At 64.7% G+C, this 17,842-nt stretch carries 17 protein-coding genes; 7 read left to right on the top strand and 10 right to left on the bottom strand.

What is annotated here, in order from left to right; translation table 11 throughout:
• Positions 1-27 precede the first annotated feature (27 nt).
• The 6 genes from DSM104635_RS16990 to galU all read right to left on the bottom strand — a co-directional run bounded on the left by DSM104635_RS16990 (position 28) and on the right by galU (position 5,316).
• Positions 28-1,014: a TRAP transporter substrate-binding protein gene (locus DSM104635_RS16990; RefSeq protein ID WP_158767360.1), complete on the bottom strand. Its 987-nt coding sequence runs from the start codon at positions 1,012-1,014 to the stop codon at positions 28-30.
• Positions 1,011-1,826 carry a 2-keto-4-pentenoate hydratase gene (locus DSM104635_RS16985; protein ID WP_158767359.1) on the bottom strand — a complete coding sequence of 272 codons (816 nt, stop codon included), beginning with the start codon at positions 1,824-1,826 and terminating at the stop codon, positions 1,011-1,013. The genes DSM104635_RS16990 and DSM104635_RS16985 overlap by 4 nt, the downstream gene beginning before the upstream one ends.
• A gap of 103 nt (positions 1,827-1,929) precedes the next feature.
• A complete protein-coding gene (locus DSM104635_RS16980; protein ID WP_158767358.1) occupies positions 1,930-2,580 on the bottom strand; it encodes a 2-hydroxychromene-2-carboxylate isomerase in 651 nt (216 codons plus the stop codon).
• The gene (locus tag DSM104635_RS16975) at positions 2,577-3,647 is read right to left on the bottom strand and encodes an MBL fold metallo-hydrolase (RefSeq protein WP_158767357.1); all 1,071 of its coding nucleotides are present in this window, start codon (positions 3,645-3,647) and stop codon (positions 2,577-2,579) included. Before DSM104635_RS16975 ends, DSM104635_RS16980 begins: the two co-directional genes overlap by 4 nt.
• Positions 3,648-3,733: 86 nt before the next feature.
• Entirely contained in the window at positions 3,734-4,423 is a 690-nt protein-coding gene (pgl, locus tag DSM104635_RS16970; protein ID WP_158767356.1) for a 6-phosphogluconolactonase, read from the bottom strand.
• On the bottom strand, positions 4,420-5,316 hold the full coding sequence (gene galU / locus DSM104635_RS16965; protein ID WP_158767355.1) for a UTP--glucose-1-phosphate uridylyltransferase GalU: 897 nt from the start codon (positions 5,314-5,316) through the stop codon (positions 4,420-4,422). The genes pgl and galU overlap by 4 nt, the downstream gene beginning before the upstream one ends.
• 272 nt (positions 5,317-5,588) lie before the next feature.
• On the opposite strand from galU, the gene DSM104635_RS16960 reads away from it, so the two are divergent.
• Positions 5,589-5,876 carry a hypothetical protein gene (locus DSM104635_RS16960; protein WP_158767354.1) on the top strand — a complete coding sequence of 96 codons (288 nt, stop codon included), beginning with the start codon at positions 5,589-5,591 and terminating at the stop codon, positions 5,874-5,876.
• Between the two features lie 32 nt (positions 5,877-5,908).
• Here the strand turns inward: DSM104635_RS16960 and fsa are convergent, their stop codons facing one another.
• Entirely contained in the window at positions 5,909-6,562 is a 654-nt protein-coding gene (fsa, locus tag DSM104635_RS16955) for a fructose-6-phosphate aldolase (RefSeq protein WP_158767353.1), read from the bottom strand.
• Between the two features lie 110 nt (positions 6,563-6,672).
• On the opposite strand from fsa, the gene tkt reads away from it, so the two are divergent.
• Positions 6,673-8,664: a transketolase gene (tkt, locus tag DSM104635_RS16950; protein WP_158767352.1), complete on the top strand. Its 1,992-nt coding sequence runs from the start codon at positions 6,673-6,675 to the stop codon at positions 8,662-8,664.
• A gap of 64 nt (positions 8,665-8,728) precedes the next feature.
• The gene (locus DSM104635_RS16945) at positions 8,729-11,035 is read left to right on the top strand and encodes a S8 family peptidase (protein WP_158767351.1); all 2,307 of its coding nucleotides are present in this window, start codon (positions 8,729-8,731) and stop codon (positions 11,033-11,035) included.
• On the opposite strand, the gene DSM104635_RS16940 is transcribed toward DSM104635_RS16945, so the two are convergent.
• Positions 11,032-12,087 (bottom strand): mannose-1-phosphate guanylyltransferase, encoded by a 1,056-nt coding sequence (locus tag DSM104635_RS16940; RefSeq protein ID WP_158767350.1) that lies wholly within the window; start codon positions 12,085-12,087, stop codon positions 11,032-11,034. The two genes, DSM104635_RS16945 and DSM104635_RS16940, sit on opposite strands and share 4 nt — an antisense overlap.
• A gap of 57 nt (positions 12,088-12,144) precedes the next feature.
• Between DSM104635_RS16940 and DSM104635_RS16935 the strand changes: the two genes are divergently transcribed.
• Complete coding sequence (locus DSM104635_RS16935) at positions 12,145-13,278, top strand: AGE family epimerase/isomerase (RefSeq protein WP_158767349.1); 1,134 nt, start codon at positions 12,145-12,147, stop codon at positions 13,276-13,278.
• Here DSM104635_RS16935 and DSM104635_RS16930 read toward each other — a convergent pair.
• Positions 13,265-14,482, bottom strand: a complete 1,218-nt coding sequence (locus DSM104635_RS16930) for an O-antigen ligase family protein (RefSeq protein WP_158767348.1) — start codon at positions 14,480-14,482, stop codon at positions 13,265-13,267. The two genes, DSM104635_RS16935 and DSM104635_RS16930, sit on opposite strands and share 14 nt — an antisense overlap.
• A gap of 125 nt (positions 14,483-14,607) precedes the next feature.
• Between DSM104635_RS16930 and DSM104635_RS16925 the strand changes: the two genes are divergently transcribed.
• Both DSM104635_RS16925 and DSM104635_RS16920 read left to right on the top strand, forming a co-directional pair.
• Entirely contained in the window at positions 14,608-15,141 is a 534-nt protein-coding gene (locus DSM104635_RS16925; RefSeq protein ID WP_158767347.1) for a hypothetical protein, read from the top strand.
• 62 nt (positions 15,142-15,203) lie between these two features.
• The gene (locus tag DSM104635_RS16920; protein WP_158767346.1) at positions 15,204-16,049 is read left to right on the top strand and encodes a glycosyltransferase family 2 protein; all 846 of its coding nucleotides are present in this window, start codon (positions 15,204-15,206) and stop codon (positions 16,047-16,049) included.
• Here DSM104635_RS16920 and DSM104635_RS16915 read toward each other — a convergent pair.
• Complete coding sequence (locus DSM104635_RS16915; RefSeq protein WP_158767345.1) at positions 16,046-17,029, bottom strand: glycosyltransferase family 2 protein; 984 nt, start codon at positions 17,027-17,029, stop codon at positions 16,046-16,048. The two genes, DSM104635_RS16920 and DSM104635_RS16915, sit on opposite strands and share 4 nt — an antisense overlap.
• Before the next feature lie 195 nt (positions 17,030-17,224).
• On the opposite strand from DSM104635_RS16915, the gene rfbC reads away from it, so the two are divergent.
• Positions 17,225-17,830, top strand: a complete 606-nt coding sequence (rfbC, locus tag DSM104635_RS16910) for a dTDP-4-dehydrorhamnose 3,5-epimerase (RefSeq protein ID WP_228445735.1) — start codon at positions 17,225-17,227, stop codon at positions 17,828-17,830.
• Positions 17,831-17,842: the final 12 nt, after the last annotated feature.

Here is a 17,842-nt window from a genome sequence, read left to right as displayed (position 1 = left end):
CCTCCCCACGCGCCGTTCGGCGTCGTCTTAATCGTGCGCGTCGATGCGCCTTACCGTCGTTGCGATGGTTTCATCGCGCATCCAGCGTTGCTTCATCGGTCCGACGGCCCGATGAAACGCTTCGGTGTCGGCTTGGTTGAAGTGAACGCCGGCCTCAAGCACGGTGCGGCGCGCCGTCGCCTGCTTCTCGTCCCACAGCGCGCGCATGACCGGCACGGACTCGCGCGCTTTGGCGCGGATGAGATCGCGGTCTGCGCTCGAAAGTGCATCGTAGCGCGCCTTCGACATCAGCAATGCTTCCGGTGCACAACAATGATCGGTTTGCGACCAATAGCGCGCGACTTCGTATTGGCGCGTCGATTGGAATGTCGCCCAGTTATTCTCCGCCGCATCGATCAGGTGCGTCTGCAAGCCCGTGAACACTTCGCCGAATGGAATTGGCGTCGCGTTCGCGCCCATGGCGTCGAGCATCTCGATGAAGATGTCTGAGCGCGGTACGCGGATCTTGAGATCGCGCATGTCGGCCGGCGTATGGATCGGATGACGGGCGTTGTAAATCGAGCGGAAGCCGGAATCGTAAAAGGCGAGGCCAACAAGCCCGCGGCGCTCAAAGGTGTGCAGGATGGCTTGGCCGACGGCGCCATCACAGATGCGGCGCATGTGCGCTTCGTCGCGAAACACGTACGGCAGCGCTAGCGGCTGAGTCGCGGGAAACATGTTATTGACGGCGCCGAGATAGACGCGCGCGATATCGAGCACCTGAAAGCGCGCCAGGTTCACAGTGTCGGTTTCAGTGCCGAGCTGACCGGAGGGGTAGATGCGAAAGCTGATCCGCCCGCTGGTCTCGCGCTCGATCTCTTGACCCATCCAGCGCACGGCTTCGACAGTCGGATAATCGGTCGGATGCACATCCACAGCGGTGATTGTTGTTCGGCCCGCCGACTGCGCTGTCGCAACGCCCGCGCCGGCGGCTACAACCGCACCCGAGCCCAGCAGCGTCCGCCGCGAAATCATGCAAAGCCTCTTCCGTTCGCTACGGCTTTCACCGCCGAACAGAGGATATCGCCGGAACCGTTGAAGCTCACGCGCGAACCTTGGCCGATGCGAATATCGTGCACCCCGGTCACCGCGCCGGTCGTCACATATTGGCCAGCGCGCAGCGGCTTGCCGCGCCGGGCGAGATGGCCGGCTAGAAACGCCAGCGCATCCAGCGGACCATCTGCTGCGGCGCTCGCGCCCCCGCTGCCGACCGATTGTCCCTCAATGAACGTCTCGCAGGTTAGCCCTTTATCGAGCTTGGCCCGCCAATCCGGCACTTCAGCGCCGAGAATCAGCCCGTGATTGTTGCCGAAGTCAGAGACGACGACCGTGGCGCCGAGATCATTGATGGTCGCTAGCGGGCTACCTGCCGTCTCGACGCCGACGAGCATCGCGCCGATCAGGTCGGCGGCTTCAGCGGCGGTCCACTCCATTTTCTTCGCTGGCGCGTCCTTGCCGATGCGGAAAACGTACTCGGCCTCAACGGCGGCGAAGCCGTTCTCATAGACGGGGAACGCGACGCTTGTGTTGGGCTCGGCGCGCCAGAGATTCTGTTTGAAAATAGGGCCGGCGAGGCGCTCTGCGCCGAGTTCGGCGATTTGGTGCGGCGGTACGCGCCCGATTTTCCAGCCGACAATATCGTCCTGCCAAAGCGCGATCGCCTCATCCTGGACGCGGTAACCGGCGGCGAGGTCGGCTGGCGGCGCGCCCGGAAAGTTGGGCAGCGCCCGCGCTTCGCGGCGTGCGGCGACAAAGGCGCCGGCGATCTCGCGCGCTGAGCTGGCCACGTCGGAAACCTCCCCGCCGGCTGCCCGCCGGTCTGTCCGCTGATCCTTACCGACACCGGTGTCATTGGTCAATCTGCGTCGTGCAGGGGGTGTGCGGCGGGCGTTACCGCTCCTGGAGGCCGGCGTGGCGCATGCGCCAGATCAGATGATCCAGGCGGTCCTGGCCAAAGAAGGGTTCGTCCCGGAAGACGAAGAGCGGCACGCCCCAATGGCCCGCCTTTTTCTGCTCGCGCTCGTTGGTGGCGACCTCAGCGTCGAGTTCGGCGGTGTGCGTGGCGGCGAGATCTTCGACGGCGTTGGCGTCCAGCTCGGCGTCAACAAGCGCGCGTGTCAGATGATCGCCTTCGTGCCAGTCATCGACCTCGCCAGACCATATCGCGCGCGATGCGCGCTGCGCGAAGGCAAAACCTTTGCCGGCGCGTTCCGCCGCAACGCCGAGGCGCGTCACGCGATAGATGTACGGTTGCTCGGCGGCGACATCGCCGGCGGCGTAATCCATCACGATCGGGTCGGGCCTCGGCCAGCGGTACGGAATGTTGTGCATCTGAGAAATGCGGAACGTGTCGCGGAGCAAATAGGGCGGCCAGAGCGGGTTCACTTGCTTGAAGAAGCCCGGAATGCGCACGGCGATCGGCAGCACGAAGCGCATGCGTGGCGCGATGTCGTAGCGCGCGACCAGGTTTTCGACTTGCGGCGTCGACAGGTACGAGTAGGGGCTGCGGAACGAGAAGTAATAGTCGAACGTCAGGGTCATAGTGTGTGCCGCCGTTCGAGGCCGCCGCTTGCAGGGAGAATGATGAGATCGCCGTCGCGCATGATCCAGAGCGGGCCATCATAGCGCTTGCGCGCATCGCCGAGGAACGGACCCTCCATGATGGATACGGGCAACGGTGGAATGAGATGTGTTAGCGCAAGCGCGCCGACATTGGCTTCATTGGCCATGTCAGCAGCTCCAGCGGGCGCGGTGTGATAGTCCGGAATATCGCGGAAAATCTGGGCAACGCCAGTGAGGCCGCGATCGGTCAAATTCTCTTCCATGAGGCCCACCAGCTCAGGCGAGAGCGCTTCGTGTATGAGCAGATCGACGCCCTGTGACGCGCGCACCAAGCTGGGAGAAGCGGAAGCGTCGCCGCTGATGACGAGGCTGCGATCCTCGTAATCGACGCGATAACCGAACGCCGGCCGAACCGGCCCGTGATCAACGACGAACGCCGTGACGCGCACGCCACCGTCATCGAACACCACCGCGCTCTCTTGGCCTTCCGGAATCGCAAACGGATGCGCCACGTAGCCTTCGCCACCGGGCGGCACGACTGAAGCGCCGTGGTGGGCGATGCGATATGTGCTGTCGAGCGCATAGGTTTCGCGCAAACCGTTGGCGAGGCGCTCAACGCCTTCGCCGCCATAGATCGGGATTGGCGCCGTCGATGCCGCTGTCGCCCAACGCTGCACGGCCAGGCCGCCTAGGCCGTCGATGTGATCGGAATGGAAGTGGGTGAGAAACACCGCTTCGACGTGCGCGACCGGCAAACCCATCAACGCAAGCGTTTCCGTAGCGCCTTCGCCGACATCAAAAATGAAGAGCCGTCCGCCAGCGACAACGGCGGTGCAGGGGCCAGCGCGTTCGCGATCCGGCAATGGCGATCCGGTGCCGCAGAAGCCGGCGGTGAGGCCGTCTGGCAGCGTGGCGACGATGTCGTTGGCGACGGCGCTCTGCGACGCGCTCCGAAAAAGCGAGAGCGCGACGGTGTCTCGCGCGACGTAGAGCGCAGCGCCAGCCACGACGGCCGCGAGAACGGTCCACAATAAGATGCGCTTCATGTCGTCCCCGCCCGTCGCGCGTGCCGCAACGTGAGGCCGCGCGCGTCAGTACGATGCCGACGTTGAGGGAACCGAGCAAGCTGGCGTTACGGCGCCCACATCACGACGGGCGCGGGAAGGCGATCGTTGAACAGCGCGCTCACTGGCGCATCATGCTGCGTGAGCGCGCTCTCGAGCTTTGCGCGCTTGTCGTCGCCGGTGATGACCAACATCAGTGCGCCCGCACGCGAAAGCGCCGCGCGCGTGAGCGTTAGCCGATCCGCCGCGCCCGCGGCTTGCGGCGCGTGCGCGGCGATCACGGTTCGGGAATTGTCCAGATCGAGCGCACTGCCCAATTCCCTCGACCCGGGAAACCAGGACGCCGTATGGCCGTCCTCGCCCATGCCCATCAGCGCGATGTCGATGCGGAGCGGTGCGTAGGTGGCATCGGCTTGGTCGGCGGAGGCCGCGACCGTTGCTGCCGTAAAGACCATCGGCAAGAGTCGCGCACCAGCGTCGAACGCCGGGCCGAGCGTGCGCTGGATCAAAGCCTGGTTTGACGCGGTGTCCGTCGGCGACACGAAGCGCTCGTCCACCAGGGCGAACGTGATCTTGGGCCAATCGAGCGGCATCGTCGCGAGATCGCGGTAGGCCGGCTCCGGCGTCGATCCGCCTGACAGCGCGGCGCAGGCTGAACCGTGACGCCGGATCGCATCCTCCAGCGCTGCAGCCAATCGCGCCGCCCCCGCCTTCATCAGTGCCGGGCGCGAAGCGAACGTCTCGAAGTTTGGGATCATTGGCCCTTGTCAGCCAGCGCCTGTTTTAACGTCGCCGCGGCCTTCGCGCCGAACTCCTCGTGCGCCAACGCAAACGCCGCGGTCGCCCGCAGATAGCCTAACTTATCGCCGCAATCGTACGTGCGGCCATCATACTCGAGTGCATGGAACGGCTGCGTCTGCATCAGGCGCACCATCGAGTCCGTCAGCTGGATTTCGTTGCCAGCGCCAGGGCCCTGATCGGCAAGCAGATCGAAGATCTCAGGCTGCAGGATATAACGGCCGCTGATGAAGAGGTTCGAGGGCGCCGTATCGCGCGGGGGCTTCTCGACCATGCCCCTCATCTTGATCACGCGGCCGGCCCGGCTTTCGGGATCGATCACGCCGTACATGGAGGGATCGTCGCACGGCTCCACCGCGATCACGTTGCCGCCGACTTGATTGTAGGTCTCGACCATTTGCGCCAGGCACGAGGGCTTCGCCATCATCAGCATGTCGGGCAGCATGACCGCGAAGGGCTCGTCGCCGATGATGTCGCGCGCGCACCAGACCGCGTGTCCAAGTCCCAACGCGGCCTGTTGGCGGGTGAAGCTCATTGCGCCCGGTTGTCGCACCGGCGTTTCGATTTCCTTCAGCTGTGTTGTCTTTCCCTTCTCGCGCAGGGTTACTTCGAGTTCATAAGCGCGGTCGAAATAGTCCTCGATTGCGCCCTTGTTGCGCCCCGTGACGAAGACAATGTGCTCGATGCCGGCATCCAAAGCTTCGTCCACCACGTACTGAATTGCAGGCCGGTCGAACACCGGCAGCAGCTCTTTTGGGATGGATTTGGTCGCGGGGAGTACCCGGGTGCCGAATCCGGCGACCGGGAGCACTGCTTTCCGTAGCGGTCGGCGGGTCGTTGGAGCGCTAGCCATTGTAGTCCTTTTGCCGCGCCGCAGCACGGGACGTTTGGGTGCGCCTATAGACCGCGCAGGGGTGACACTTTCAACAGCAATTCAACGCCGGATTCGGCTTGAATTCAGCTTTATCGATTACGATCTGCTCGAAACCGCGAAAGACGGTGGATGGGGTGTACCGAGAAGTGACGGCCGTCACGGACGATCTCTCTTCGGCGCCGCAAAGTAGCAATTGCTATCGTGCAAACCTTTTGTTAACAGACCGCCGCCGGTCCGGGAGTTTTCCACAAATGTCGCCGTCTCAAGTCAAAGCCACCACGCGTATGGTCGTGGCCAGCTTCGCTGCTGGCGCGGGCGCCATGGTGCTTCTCGGGCTTGTCGCGCCGGTCGCCATGCAAGGGGGCCTGAGCGTGCGCGACGCGTTCGCCGCGACCGTGGAGCAGCGCGCCCCGGCGATCGAGCCGCTGGATGTCGCCGCGATCGAAGCGCAACTGGCGGAAGCTGATCGCGCGATGACCACGATGCGCGACAGCACGGCCGACGAAATGGCCCAGCTGCAACGTCTCTCGGGCCGCTAAGCCAACAGCTAAAATTCGCGTGTTGGGCGATCCTACAGGATCGATTGCCCAGTCGCGCGCCAGTCCTTCAGGAAGGCCTCAAGCCCCACGTCCGTTAGGATGTGCTTGTAGAGGCTCTTGAACACGGCCGGCGGGATGGTCGCGCAATCGGCGCCGGCCAGGGCCGCGTCCTTCACGTGATTGGCTGTGCGGATCGAGGCGGCCAGGATCTGCGTAGTGAAGCCGTAATTGTCGTAGATCGCGCGGATTTCGCGGATCAGCTCCATGCCGTCCGCGCCGTTGTCGTCGAGCCGACCCAGGAACGGCGAGACGAAGGTCGCGCCAGCCTTAGCGGCGAGCAGCGCCTGCACCGCCGAGAAGCAGAGCGTGACATTGGTTGGGACGCCTTCTTCCTCAAACACTTTGCACGCCTTCAGCCCTTCGGGCGTCAGCGGCAGCTTCACGACGATGTTGTCTGCCACCGTGCGCAGCTTGCGGCCCTCGGCCAGCATCGTTTCGGCGTCCTGCGCCACAACCTCTGCGCTGACCGGGCCGGACACAGACGCGCAGATATCTTTCAGCGTTTCAAAGAAATCGCGGCCCGCTTTCGCAACGAGCGACGGATTGGTGGTGACGCCATCCACTAGGCCCGTCTGCGCTAGGACGCTGAGTTCCTTCGCGTCAGCGCTGTCGATGAAAATCTGCATATGAAGCTCCGCTGCCGCATTCCCGCAGCTCTCCGCCGCTGATACGCGACTGAGCTTTCCAGGCAAAGCGCCCGAATCGGCGCTAAACACAGCCTGGGCAAGGATCACGCATGAGCAAGAGCGAACTGATCGAAGGCGTCGACGCGCAGAAGCTCGCCAACACCATCCGCGCGCTGGCGATGGACGCGGTGGAGCAGGCGAAGTCCGGCCACCCCGGCATGCCGATGGGCATGGCGGATGCGGCCACCGTGCTGTTCTCGAAGTTCCTCAAATACGATCCGTCCGAACCGAATTGGCCCGACCGCGACCGCTTCGTGCTGAGCGCGGGCCACGGCTCGATGCTGCTCTACGCGCTGCTCTATCTGACCGGCTACGCGGACATGACGCTCGATGAGATCAAGCGCTTCCGCCAGCTCGGTTCGAAGACGGCCGGCCACCCGGAAAACTTTCTCGCTTCCGGCATCGAGACCACAACCGGCCCGCTCGGCCAAGGTCTTGCTAACGCTGTCGGCATGGCGATGGCGGAAGCGCATCTCAACGCGCGCTTCGGCGACGATCTCGTCGATCACCGCACCTGGGTGATCGCCGGCGACGGCTGCTTGATGGAAGGCATCAGCCAGGAAGCCATCGCGCTTGCCGGCCGCCAGAAACTCAACAAGCTGATCGTGATCTGGGACGACAATTCGATCTCGATCGACGGCGCGGTCTCGCTGTCGGACAACACCGACCAGAAAGCCCGCTTCGCTGCGAGCCAGTGGAACGTGCTCTCGTGCAACGGCCATGACATGGCCGACGTTGCGCGCGCGTTTGAAGCCGCGACGAAATCCGACAAGCCCGTGCTGATCGCGTGCAAGACCACGATCGGTTTCGGAGCGCCGAAGAAAGCAGGCACCGCGAAGGCGCACGGCGAGCCCTTGGGCGCTGAAGAACTTGCCGCCGCGAAAGCCGCGCTCGGCTGGGCGCACGGCCCGTTCGAAATTCCGGACGACATCGTCAAAGCTTGGCGCGCAGTCGGCGCACGCAGCGCCGGCGCACGCGAACTCTGGCAAACCAAAATGAAGCGCGATCCGCTGCGCGACGCGTTCGTTGCGGCGATGAGCGGCGGCAATGTCGAAGCCGCGATCGCCGCACTCGGCATGCAGGCCGCGAAAATGGCGGCGGAGAAGCCGTCGCTCGCCACGCGTGCATCTTCCGGCGCGGCAATCGACTCCATGTTCGACGCGTGCCCCGAATTGCTCGGCGGCTCGGCCGATCTCACCGGCTCCAACAACACGCACGCCAAGGGCTCAGCGGATTTCACGCCGGAGAATCGCGAAGGCCGCTACGTGCGCTACGGCATCCGCGAGCACGGCATGGCCGCGGCGATGAACGGCATGGCGCTGCACGGCGGCGTGATTCCGTACTCCGGCACGTTCCTCTCGTTCGCCGATTACTCGCGCCCCGCGATCCGTCTGGGCGCGCTGATGGGCATCCGCGTCATCCACGTCATGACGCACGACAGCATCGGCCTGGGCGAAGACGGCCCCACGCACCAACCGGTCGAACAGCTCGCAGCGCTGCGCGCTATCCCGAACCTGCACGTCTTCCGTCCCGCAGACGCGGTGGAAGCCGCTGAATGCTGGCAAGCCGCGCTGCTCAATGAAGATGGACCCAGCATCCTCGCGCTTTCGCGCCAAGCCACGCCGGCGCTGCGCGACGACGCGAGCGAAAACCTCTCTGTGCGCGGCGCTTACGAACTGCTGCCGGCCGAGGGCGGCGTGTCGAAAGTCGCGATCTTCGCCACCGGCACTGAAGTCGCGCTCGCGGCTAAGGCGCGCGAAATGCTGCAAGCCGAAGGCATTCCGACGCGCGTTATCTCCGCGCCTTGTTTCGAGATGTTCGAGTTGCAGGACGAAGCTTACCAGAACGCCGTCTGCGGCGACGACGAAGAGCTGAAGATCGGCTGCGAAGCCGCGATCGGGCAGGGCTGGTTCGAAGCGTTCGGTCTTGACGCGTTCGTCGGCATGTCGAGCTTCGGCACGTCAGCGCCGGCCAAGGACGCCTACAAGCACTTCGGCATCACGGCGGAAGCGCTAGTCGAAACGGCAAAAGAGCTGCTCTGATGCACCGGCGCGCTAGCGCGCGCTCGGCGATGAGATAAAACAGCGTCGAGGGGGAGCCTCGCCGATGAACGATCTAAAATCGAGCCGGCTGATGCTGAACGCGATCGTGCTCGCGCTGCTCGGCGCTTGCGCCGGCGGCGGTGGAGGTGGCGGCGGCGGTATGATCGTCTCGCCCCCGCCTCCGCCAAGCCCACCCGTGTTTCCGCCCCCCGCGCCTCCTCACGCGGACGGCGATTTTCCTGCCACGGGCAGCAGCGAGTTCACGGCCAACTGGGGCGTTGGCGGCGTCAACGCACAAGTCGCTTGGCAAAACGGCGCGACGGGCGAAGGCGTGCTCGTCGGCGTGATCGACACCGGCATCCACCCGGAGCATCCCGAACTAACCGGCCGGATTTCGCCGAACTCGATCGACATTCGTCCCGGCCGCAATGCGCTCGTCACCAACGAGACCCACGGCAGCGAACTCTCTTCACTGATCGCCGGCAACTATAACGGCGCGCAAACCGTGGGCGTCGCCTTCGACGCCACTATCCTGGCGATCCGCGCCGACAACAGCTCTGGATTGTTCGAAAGCAACGACCTAGCCAGCGCGATCGATTATGCGCGTCAGCAGGGCGTCGATGTCATCAACCTTTCGCTCGGCTCCAGTTCGCCGACGGCCGCCAACGTCCAGCAGGCTATTCGCAACGCCACTGCGGCAGGCGTCATCATCGTGGTCTCCGCCGGCAATGATGGAGACATCGGCGCAACGCGCCCGAACTATCCCGGTTTCCTTGCCATCGATCCGCTGGTGTCGAACGGCCTCATCATGATCGCCGGTGGTCTCAACGCGAACGGCACAGTGAACCCAGCGTCCAATCCGCCGGGCAGCGCAGACGATTGGTACCTCACTGCGCCCGGCTGGCAGATCATTGTGCCCGATTATGGCCCCGTGGGACCCGTGCCGGGATTTCAGAGCTGTGGCGCGTCGGCTGGCCTTGCCGCTAATCTCTGCCGTATCCAGGGCACGTCCTACGCGTCGCCCCACGTGGCCGGCGCCGTCGCGTTGGTGATGGACGCGTTCCCCGGTCTGACGCCAACACAAGTTGTCGATCTTTTGTTCACCACTGCTGACGACACCGGCGCGCCGGGCACGGACGCCGTGAACGGGCGCGGACGCTTAAACGTGGGGCGTGCGTTCCAGCCAGTCGGTCCGCTCTCAGTGCCCACGATGATGATGATGCCGGGCGCACCTGACTTAGACTCTGGCACAACGCTCGGTGGCGTGGGCGCCGCGTTTGGCGATGGCATGGCGGTCAACACCGCGGCGTGGACCGTCGCCGGTTTCGATCACTACAACCGCACTTTCCCGGTGAATCTCGCCGACAACTGGTTGAGCGCCGCAGCAGGCCCTTCCGGCTCGGCGCAGGCGCCTCTGCTCTGGCGAACGGCGCGCGGCGAGCAAGGCGCGCGCATGCAGATCGCCTTCGGCGGCGAAACGCTGCCCGACTCGTATCGCGGCCCGATTGATCGCGACGATTTCGAGCAGGCGCCAGCGCGCATCGACGCCGACATCGCGCCTGGGCTGACCGCTTCCATCGCCGCGCACGGCGCGCGCACAATGTATGAGGGCGGCGGCGACGTCGTCGGGCTCCTCGATTTGGTCAACGCCGACCTGTCGCTCCGCCTGACCCGCCAACTCGGAGAAGGGCTCAGCTTGTCACTGCTTTCGGAAAGCGGCGACGCCGCAAGGACTCCGTTTCTTGCGCCCTCGGACCGTCGCGCGACCGCCGCGCGGGCTTCGTTCCACCGGGGCGCGTTCGGCCTCGATCTCACCGTCGGGCGCGTGGAAGAGGAGAGCGGTCTGCTCGGCTTGGCGTGGTCCCAGGATTTCGGCGTGACACCGGCCGGCGAAACGCGCTTAACCGGCATCGCCGCGCAGGCCGACGTCGCGCCAGGCGTCGAAGTGGCCGTGAATGCGGAGTTCGGTGTTGCCGAATTGGGCGGAAGCGGCTGGCTCGACGTGTCGTCTCCGCTTCGGACAACGGCGTTCTCACTGGAAACGACGTTCGCCATGACGCCAGCTTGGCTCGCGAACGGTGATGGCGCGTTGTCGCTGTCCGTGGCGCAGCCGCTGCGCATCGAGGGCGGAACGTTGAGCTTCATGGCCCCCACCGCGACAAAATACGGCCGCCAGAGTCTGACCTACGAAGAGCGGACGTTCAGCCCTACGCCATCAGGCCGCGAGCTGCGTTTTGCCTTGGCTTATCGCTACTTCGCCGGCGAAACGCTGTCCGCGTTCGGCGAGGCGCTCTTCGTTCTTGATCCCGGCCACATAGATGGCGCAGCGCCCGACACGGTGTTGCGCTTCGGTCTCCGCGCTGCGCACTAGAGCTTTCTCAGCACCGCTTCCCGCATCGCCTTCACATCCTGAGCGCGATCGCGCGGAACGATGATGACCGCTTCGTCCGTCGCGACCACGATCAGATCGCTGACGCCGGCTACGCACACCGTGAGGCCTTCGGATCGGATCAAGTTGCGCGAAGCGTCGAGAGTCGTCACCGGCCCGTGTGTTGCATTGCCCGCGTCGTCTTGTGGTGAGACGCGCCAGATCTCATCCCAGGAGCCGATGTCGACCCAACCGATGTCGCATGGCACAACAGCGGCGCGCGCCGTCTTCTCCATCACTGCGATGTCGAGCGGCTGTGAGGGCACACTTGCAAAGGCGCCTGCATCGAGATGAATCTCATCGTTGTGACGCGAGGCATTTGAAAGCGCGGCAAGCGCGCGGTCTCGAATCTCGGCGCTCGCATCGAACTCCGCCAACAGCCGCTCCGGGTGAAACAGGAAGATGCCGGCGTTCCAGGAATAGGCGTCGGTCGTCAGATATTGGTGCGCGGTCTCTGCATTCGGCTTCTCGCGGAACGAGTCGATCGCAAACACGCCGTCGCCGAGTGCTTCTCCGCGCTGAATATAGCCGTACCCGGTCGCCGGCCGGTCCGGCGCGATGCCGAACGTGACGATCCGTTCGTGCGCGAACGGTGCGGCGCGAGAGATGGCGGCGTGAAACGCGGCAGCGTCTGCGACGATGTGATCCGCCGGCAGAAGGAGCACCAGCGCGTCCGGATCGATCTCCGCGGCCACCGCGGCGGCAATCGCACCGACAGCGGCGGTGTTGCGCGGCACAGGTTCCAGCACGAACACCGCCGCTTCGCCGCCGAGTTCTCGGCGCGCCATAGCGAGATGCGTCTCGTTGCAAAGCACGATCGGCGGCGCGAACGACACGTCGCCCACAACGCCGCGCACGCGCTGCGCCGTCGTGGCGAACAGGCTCTCGTCCCCTGCCAGAGCGTGAAACTGTTTCGGCTGCGCGTCGGTGGAGAGCGGCCAGAGCCGCGTGCCGGCGCCGCCAGACATGATCGCGGGGATGATGCGGTGAGTCATGCGCCCGTTCTCGCGCATGTTCTTGCGCGCGGGAAGCCGCCTCGGCAAAGATCGCGCGTGACGCAGATTCCCTTTGCCGCCATCCGCGACTGGATCTTCCGCGATGCGCTGCCGTTCTGGGCGGAGCATGGCGTTGACCGGGAGCACGGCGGCTTTCTGGAAGAGCTTTCACATTCAGGCGCGCCGACCGCGTGCGACTTCAAGCGCGTCCGCGTCCAGGCGCGCCAGATTTACGGATTCTCGCATGCCGCAATGCTTGGTTGGGCGCCGGGCGCGGCGATGGCGAAGCTGGGCTACGACTATCTCGTCGCGCATGCACGCCAGCCTGACGGGAGCTGGGCCAAGTCGCTGTCGCGCGACGGCAGCGCGATCGATCCGACACCCGATCTCTACGATTTAGCGTTTGTGATCTTCGCCATGGCTTGGCGCTATCGCGCTTCCGGCGACGCTGAAGCGCTCGCTCACGCGTACGCGACGCTCGACTACATCCAACGCAGCATGCGCGCGCCGAATGGCGGCTTTGTCAGCAAGCTTCCGGATGACGGCGTGCTGCTGCAAAACCCGCACATGCACCTGACCGAGGCTTGCCTCGCTGCTTTCGAGGCTAGCGGCGATCAGCGCTTCCTCGATCAAGCGCGTGAGTTGATCGGCCTGTTCAAATCCAAACTCTTTGATGGCGTGACCTTGGGCGAACGCTTCGGGCCGGACTGGACGCGCCTCGACAGTGAAGCAGGGCGTGTGCTTGAACCGGGTCACCATTTCGAATGGCCTTGGATTCTCGCGCAGCATCAGCGGCTAACGGGTGAAAGCGTCGCAGGATATCCGGAAGCCTTGATCGCGTTCGGCGAACGGTTTGGCTTGGACGAACGCTCCCGCGCCGTGTTCGACACTGTGTGGGATGACGGCGCGGTGCTGCAAGGCGCGTCGCGCGCCTGGACCAACACTGAACGCATAAAGGGTTGGCTTGCGCTCTACGAACTCACAGGTCGCGATCCGCGCGCTCAAGTTGCCGAAAGCGTAAATCTACTGTTTGACCGCTATTTTGCGGGCTCCAAGCCCGGTCTCTGGGTCGATCGCTTTGATCGCGACGGCGCGCCAATGGCCGAAGCCGTGCCGGCGTCGATCGTGTATCATCTGTTGCTAGCGTTCACCGAAGTGCTGCGTTTGGAGCCAAAGCTCAGCGCGCTCTGACTGATCCTACGATTGCGGCGGCGATAAACATCGTCGCGATCCACCATTCCGCCCAAGCGCCGAAACTGACGTTTGCGATCACGCCGACTGCCGCAATCGTTCCGGCCGCGCCCGCAGCGCTGGCGCGATCGTCTCCATAAGCGCGCGCCAGCCAGCGTCCGCCGAGCAGCAACGCCGCCGCGGCAAGCACGGCGCCGATTGCGCCGGTCTCGTACCAGATCTGCAAGCTCGCGCTGTGCGGATGCATGGGGATGCCGCGCATATCGAGTTCGCGCACCTGAATGCGATCTTCCACCGTGCGCGATGCTTCGAGTCCGTGTCCGATCAGCGGCTGCTCAAGAATACGCGCGCACACATAGTCCCAAATCCCTGCGCGCGCGGCCCAGCTCAGCGGCAGCGCATCGACCAAGCGTTGGTTCGAAAGAACGAGCGGCGTCGCGAATGGCGCGATCAGCGCCCAAAGCGCCAAGCCGCCAGTCACAACGAGCACGCCGAAACGTGGTAGCGCGAAAGCGAACGCGAACGCCGAAAGACCTGCCGCAAGGGCGACAGCGTTGGCGAACTGATCAAACTGGAGTGAGATCGCGGCAGTCGACGCCAACACCAGCGCTGCAGTAGCGAATCGGGCGCCACCGCCGATGGCGAGCAGGCCGGCGACCGCCCCCCAAGCGACCACAACGAGGAAGGCCGCGCCCCGGCCGACGTTGCGGACGAGCTGGCCGGGGTCGATGTCCGGCTGGGCGGCGCGGTTGAACGGCATATCCAGGCCAGCCTCGATCGCCAGCAGCACGATGAGCACAATGACCGTCGCCAACCCGCCCGCGGCGGTGAGCCGGCGCATGTCGGCGTCCGCCGTCGCCGCGGCCGCGAACATGAGTCCGACCGGCACGAGGAGGGCGACTTTCAGGCCCTGTTCTGCGGCCTCATAGGGAGACCACGCCACACTGAGGACCGCCCAGGCCGTGAAGGTGAGAAGCAAGCCAATGACAACAGGCCGCTTTTTCCAAGCGGTGAGGACAAGCGAAGGCCGGATGCTCAAGAGCCCCGCCACGAGCAGCAGCATCGCAAAACCAAGCGCGCCGCCAACGGCGAAGCCGGGTGCGAGGGCGAACAGCGCCGCGCTTGCGAAGCTCGCAGCGGTGAATCCGCGCTTCATCGGCGCGCCCGCGGCGTCGGCATGCAGCCTCCATTCCGTAAGCAACATTTCAGCATCGTCACTGGGTTATCGCTCATGAGGCTTGGCGCCGACCAGGATTTAAGGTTTGGTACGCTTCTGGCGCGTATAGGGGACCCTAGCGGGGGAGCCGCGCCGGCGCGTGGGAGCGTTTTATGTCGGACAAGCCAGCGGACTACGGACGGGAAGTTCGCGACACCATCGTCAAGTCCAGCCTTACCGGCGTGGCCGCGACGGTGCTTGCCGTGACCATCTTTTCGCCTGCCGGTTTCGGCGGGCTGATTGGCACCAGCCTCGCCTCTGGTTTCGGTCTCGATCCGAATGCTAACGCTGCCGACGATCCCTACGCCTCGCTGCCCGCGTTCCCGTCGCCGTTGTCGCCGACTGAACTCGAAACCATCCGCAGCCAACTCGCGCGCACCACCGCTTCGCTCGAAATCACGCGCGCGGCGACGGAAGAGCGCATCGAGCACATCCGCTCCATCGCGCTGACGGATCGCGGCGCCACGTTTGCGCCGGCGCCGCAGGTGGTCGAAGCGCCAGTGCTGCGTCTCAGCACCGCTGAGCCAGTCGAGACGGCGCCTGTCGAGGCTTACATCACTACGGCGAGCTACGCCGCGAGCCCGATGGCAACGCCGGATCGCGACCTTGAGCTGGCCGAGCTTCTGCTCGCGCACCAGAGCAACTAGGCTCGCTTTCACAAACCGCTATAAGACACGCGCCAGTCATCATGGCGTAGGAACGCTTTGTCTTGAGCGCGTGTGCGATCATCGTCACCTATCGCACGGGCCCAGCGCTCGCGCGCTGCCTCGCGTCGGTGAGCGCCGCGTCGGGCATCGACGAAATCATCCTCGTCGATAACGGCAACGAAGACGCCGAAGTTCGCGCCATAGACGCTACAGCGAGCGATCCGCGCGTGCGCATCATCCGCGGCCACGGCAATGTCGGCTTTGCGACGGCGTGCAATCTGGGCGCGGCGCAGGCTCGCGGGGACGTGCTCGCATTCATCAACCCTGACGTGTCGCTTGCGCCGGACGCCATCACACAGCTCACGCAAGCGCTTACAGCCGCGCCGCCGCCCGCAATCGTTGGCGGTGATCTCCGGGACGCCTCTGGGCGCACTGGGCGCGGCGCACGCCGTGAGCGGCTGACGTTGTGGCGGGCTTTCGTCTCATTCACCGGTCTTTCGCACCTGGAGCGGTTCTCGCCAGCGCTGCGCGACTTCAACCGTCACCGTGATCCGCTGCCTGCCGCGCCGATCCGCACCGGCGCGGTAAGCGGCGCTCTGCTCTGCGTCCGCCGCACTGATCTCGCCACGCTGGGTGGCTTCGACGAAGGCTATTTCCTTCACGTGGAAGACGTCGATCTTTGCCGCCGCGCGGAAGAGGCCGGCTGGCCGGTGCTGTTCGTTCCCGGTCCACACGGCGCGCATGCAGGCGCCACCAGTGCAGCGCCCGCGTCCGAGATCGCGCGGCACAAGGCGCGGGGCTTTGCGCGATACTTCCGTAAGTTCGCGCGCTCGCCACTGGAACGGTGGCTCGGCGAAGGTGCAGGCGCGGCGTTGATGGTCGTGTTACCGATGATCGCGCGCCGCTAGTCCAGTGGGCGGATAAAGGGCCTGCGCCCAAAGAAAAGATGCGGGCTCCAAGCCAACGCCGCTGCAATGTCGCGGGTCGGCGCAACACGCGCGCGCTGAACGATGGCGCGTGCTTGCAGGATCGGGTCGAGCGTCACGAGCGCGGTCAAAAATCCGCGCCACGCTGCAAAACCACGTCCGGCGAAAAGTGAAATTGTCGCGGCCAGCGCGCATGCGATGAGATGCGCCGGCAACAGCAGCCAGAACCAAGGCGCCGGCATGCATTTGAAGAACGTCCAGGTCCGGTTGCGCGCGCCATGGAAACTTGCGAACGCCGTGCCGGTCGTCGCGCCGCCGCCGACGTGCGCCACGACCGCGTACGGCGATTGCAAGATACGGCCTCCGTCGAGCCGCAGGCGAAAGCCGAGATCGACGTCCTCGAAAAAGCAGAAATACCGCGCGTCAAAGCCGCCAATCGCCTCGAACGCCTCACGGCGCACAAGCATGGCCGCCGCGCACGCGGAGAACGTTTCGCCGAGCGGCGGCGTCATTTGGCGCCGTTTGCCGAAATTGGAGCGATAGGCGAGTCCGCTCGCGTGCAGCACATCGCCGGTGCCGTCGAACACATCTTCGGCGTCCGCGCGCACTTGTGTCGAGCCGATCGCCGCCGCGTCGGGGTGGCGTTCGGCCGTTTCGATCAAGGTGGCGAGCCAATCCGGCGCGGGAAACGCATCGGGGTTGAGGAAGACGAGGTAGGGTGTCTCGGCGCCGCTCGCGCCGACATTATTGGCTTCGGCGAAACCCAGATTGATTTCGCTTTGGATCAACTGCCCGCCGCCTGGCAGGTCCACTGCTGTCGGTCGTTGATCCGGCCTTGAGCTGTTGTCGATCACCACAAGCCGCCAGCGCCGATCCGTCTGGGCCTCCAGCGCCGCACGCTGGCGCGCCATCCAGCGCGCGCTGTTGTGCGTCACGACGATGATAGTGGCGAGAGGCGTCACGCTGGCCCGTTAGCTCGACTTCGCTCGCAGCAACGACTACGATTTCGCGAACATCGACAGGCGAGTAAAGCATTCGTGGTTTCGGAGCAACGGCCGCGGTACCTCGCGACGCGTCTCGAATTGCCGCCAATGGAAGCCTGGAAAAGAACGCAAAAGTTGGAAGAGGCGAGCGCCTTAAGTCGATGGGAGTAAAGGGTGTCGGACGAGAAACGTCGCTCGGATCAGGCAAAGGATTATCCGAATCTGGCGTCGCCAATCCAGCTTTTGGCGATTGCCGACGTCTGGATTTTCACGCCGCGCCGCTTTGAGGATGAACGTGGCTGGTTCAGTGAGACCTTCAACGCTGAGACGCTGCGGAGCGCGCTCGGCGGCGCCGTGTTCGTGCAGGACAATCAGTCACTCTCGCATGTCCGCGGCACGCTGCGTGGGCTGCACTTTCAACATCCGCCGCGCGCGCAGGATAAGCTCGTGCGCGTGCTCCGCGGCTCTATCTTGGATGTCGCAGTCGATATCCGGCGCACTTCGCCGACTTTTGGCCAATGGGTGTCGGCGGTTTTGTCCGCCCAAAATGGCGCGCAGCTGTTCGTGCCGAAAGGCTTTGCGCACGGGTTCGTGACGCTCGAGCCGGATACCGAGGTGCTCTACAAAGTCAGCGACTATTACAGCCGCGAGCACGAAGAGGGCATCGTCTGGGACGATCCCAGCATCGCCATCGACTGGACGCTTGAACCGCGTGAAATTTCGATGTCGGAGCGAGATCGTGCTTTTCCATCCTTTGGCGCGCTTGGCGCGCACTTCTAGCCCAGGACGTTT

It is taken from the genome of Terricaulis silvestris (assembly GCF_009792355.1).
GTDB classification, from domain to species: Bacteria; Pseudomonadota; Alphaproteobacteria; order Caulobacterales; family Aquidulcibacteraceae; genus Vitreimonas; species Vitreimonas silvestris.
Note: the sequence above shows the minus strand (reverse complement) of the source record. Positions and strands in the feature narration are given on the sequence as shown.

Bases quoted from the DNA above. Each gene is read 5' to 3' on its own strand.
- galU (WP_158767355.1), bottom strand. From the start codon at position 5,316: ATGGCTAGCGCTCCAACGACCCGCCGACCGCTACGGAAAGCAGTGCTC.
- DSM104635_RS16960 (WP_158767354.1), top strand. From the start codon at position 5,589: ATGTCGCCGTCTCAAGTCAAAGCCACCACGCGTATGGTCGTGGCCAGC.
- DSM104635_RS16975 (WP_158767357.1), bottom strand. From the start codon at position 3,647: ATGAAGCGCATCTTATTGTGGACCGTTCTCGCGGCCGTCGTGGCTGGC.
- DSM104635_RS16940 (WP_158767350.1), bottom strand. From the start codon at position 12,087: ATGACTCACCGCATCATCCCCGCGATCATGTCTGGCGGCGCCGGCACG.
- DSM104635_RS16980 (WP_158767358.1), bottom strand. From the start codon at position 2,580: ATGACCCTGACGTTCGACTATTACTTCTCGTTCCGCAGCCCCTACTCG.
- DSM104635_RS16930 (WP_158767348.1), bottom strand. From the start codon at position 14,482: ATGTTGCTTACGGAATGGAGGCTGCATGCCGACGCCGCGGGCGCGCCG.
- DSM104635_RS16945 (WP_158767351.1), top strand. From the start codon at position 8,729: ATGAACGATCTAAAATCGAGCCGGCTGATGCTGAACGCGATCGTGCTC.
- tkt (WP_158767352.1), top strand. From the start codon at position 6,673: ATGAGCAAGAGCGAACTGATCGAAGGCGTCGACGCGCAGAAGCTCGCC.
- DSM104635_RS16990 (WP_158767360.1), bottom strand. From the start codon at position 1,014: ATGATTTCGCGGCGGACGCTGCTGGGCTCGGGTGCGGTTGTAGCCGCC.
- fsa (WP_158767353.1), bottom strand. From the start codon at position 6,562: ATGCAGATTTTCATCGACAGCGCTGACGCGAAGGAACTCAGCGTCCTA.
- DSM104635_RS16925 (WP_158767347.1), top strand. From the start codon at position 14,608: ATGTCGGACAAGCCAGCGGACTACGGACGGGAAGTTCGCGACACCATC.
- pgl (WP_158767356.1), bottom strand. From the start codon at position 4,423: ATGATCCCAAACTTCGAGACGTTCGCTTCGCGCCCGGCACTGATGAAG.